Origin of the sequence: Streptomyces sp. FH025 (assembly GCF_017427025.1) — a bacterium.
Classification (GTDB): domain Bacteria; phylum Actinomycetota; class Actinomycetes; order Streptomycetales; family Streptomycetaceae; genus Kitasatospora.
On the sequence record NZ_JAFLNG010000983.1, the window covers coordinates 1 to 2,171 of the forward strand.

Annotated in this window: 2 protein-coding genes; both read left to right on the forward strand. The window is 73.7% G+C overall.

Going from position 1 to position 2,171, the window contains the following annotated elements:
* Positions 1-5 precede the first annotated feature (5 nt).
* Positions 6-1,544, forward strand: coding sequence for a dolichyl-phosphate-mannose--protein mannosyltransferase (locus J0670_RS36435; RefSeq protein ID WP_243438023.1), 1,539 nt, complete (start codon positions 6-8; stop codon positions 1,542-1,544).
* On the forward strand, positions 1,544-2,171 hold a 628-nt coding region (locus J0670_RS36440; protein WP_207817039.1), incomplete at its 3' end, for an ABC transporter permease. The genes J0670_RS36435 and J0670_RS36440, both read left to right, overlap by 1 nt.

Below are 2,171 nucleotides of genomic sequence, written 5' to 3' on the forward strand. Positions count from 1 at the left end.
GCGGGCTGCTGCGCCGGGTGGCCGACCACTCCGGCTGGCTCGGCCCGATCGGGGTGGCGATCTTCGCCGGCCTGCTGCGCTTCTGGAACCTCGGCTACCCCAACGCCTTCGTCTTCGACGAGACGTACTACCCCAAGGACGCCTGGTCGCTGCTCCAGCAGGGCTACGAGGGCACCTGGCCCGACCACGCCAACGCCGACATCCTGGCCGTCCCGCAGACCGTCCCGCTGAGCGCCTCGCCCGAGTTCGTCGCCCACCCGCCGCTCGGCAAATGGGTGATGACGATCGGCGAGCAACTGTTCGGACTGCACCCCTTCGGCTGGCGGTTCATGACCGCCCTGCTCGGCACCGTCACCGTGCTGATGCTGGCCCGGATCGGCCGCAGGCTCTTCGGCTCCACCCTGATCGGCTGCACCGCCGCCCTGCTGATGTCCGTCGACGGCCTGCACCTGGTGATGAGCCGGGTCGGCCTGCTCGACGGCATCCAGATGTTCTTCGTGCTCGCCTCCTTCGGAGCCCTACTGATCGACCGCGACCACGCCCGCGCCCGCCTCGCCGAGGCGACCGACGGCGACCTCGTCCGGCTCGGGCCGCGCCCCTGGCGGATCGCCGCCGGGGTGCTCGTCGGCGCGGCCTGCGCGGTCAAGTGGAACGGCGCCCCGATCCTGGCCGCCTTCGGCATCCTGACCGTCCTGTGGGACCAGTCCGGCCGCCGCGGCGCCGGCGCCCGCCACCCCTGGCGGTCCATGCTGCGCCGCGACGCCGTACCCGCCTTCCTCGCCATGGTCGGCTCCGCCGTGGTGGTGTACGTCGGCGCCTGGAGCGGCTGGCTGGCCAGCGGCGGCAACGGCGGTGGCGGCTACGACCGGCACTGGGCGGACGGCCGCGCCGGGCTGTCCCCGGACGGCTTCCTCGGCATCCCGCTGCCGCAGGTCCCGATGAGCTGGGTGCCCGCGCCGCTGCGCAGCCTGTGGCACTACCACTGGCAGATGTACGACTTCAACACCGGCCTGAACCAGCCGCACACCTACCAGTCCAGTCCCTTCGCCTGGCTGGTCGACGGCCGCCCGGTGTCGATGTACTGGGAGCAGGTCCCGGACGGGACGCGCGGGTGCACCTCCTCCGGCGGCTGCGCGGCGCAGATCCTGGGCCTGGGCACCCCGCTGCTGTGGTGGGCGGCCTGCTTCGCGCTGGTCTACCTGCTGTGGCGCTGGTTCTTCCGCCGGGACTGGCGCTCGGGCGCCGTGCTGTGCGCGGTGGCGGCGATCTACCTGCCCTGGTTCCGGTACCAGGAGCGGACGATCTTCTCCTTCTACATGGTCGTGCTGGTGCCCTTCCTGTGCCTGGCCGTCGCCCAGATGCTCGGCGCGATGCTCGGCCCGGCCGGGTGCAGCCCCCGGCGCCGGCGCTACGGCGCGATCGGGGCCGGGCTGATCGTGCTCGCGATCGTCGGCTGCTTCGCCTTCTTCTACCCGCTGTACACGGCGGAGGTGATCCCGATGTCGTCCTGGCAGGACCGGATGTGGTTCACCAGCTGGATCTGATGGCGGTTTCGGCGGCTCCAGCGGCTCCGGCGGCTTCGGGCGGCCAGCTGCTGCCCGTCACCCCGGTGCTCGGGGTGGTGACTGCGGTGCTGCTGCTGGCCGCCGTGGCGGTGGCCGGGTGGGGGCTGCTCGGCCACGGACGGGCGGTGGCCCGGGCCGGGCTGCGCGCGGTGGTGCAACTGGCCGCCGTCGCCGCGGTGATTGCCTGGGTGGTCGGTTCGCTCTGGTGGTCCGCGCTGTTCGTGCTGCTGATGTTCACGGTCGCGGTGCGCACCGCCGGGCGGCGGATGACCCCGGGCCCCGGCTGGGTCTGGGCGGCCGCCCCGATCGCCGCAGGGGTGCTGCCGGTGCTGGCCCTGCTGTTGGGCGTCGGGCTGCTGCCGGCCGAGGGCCTGTCGCTGATCCCGGTCGCCGGCATCCTGATCGGCGGCGCGCTCACCGCCACCTCGCTGGCCGGGCGGCGCGCCCTGGACGAACTGCGGCAGCGGCGCGGCGAGGTGGAGGCGGCGCTGGCGCTCGGCTTCGAGGAGCGGGACGCGCGGCTGGAGATCTGCCGTACGGCGGCCGCGACCTCGCTGGTCCCGGCGCTGGACCAGACCCGTACGGTCGGGCTGGTCACCCTGCCCG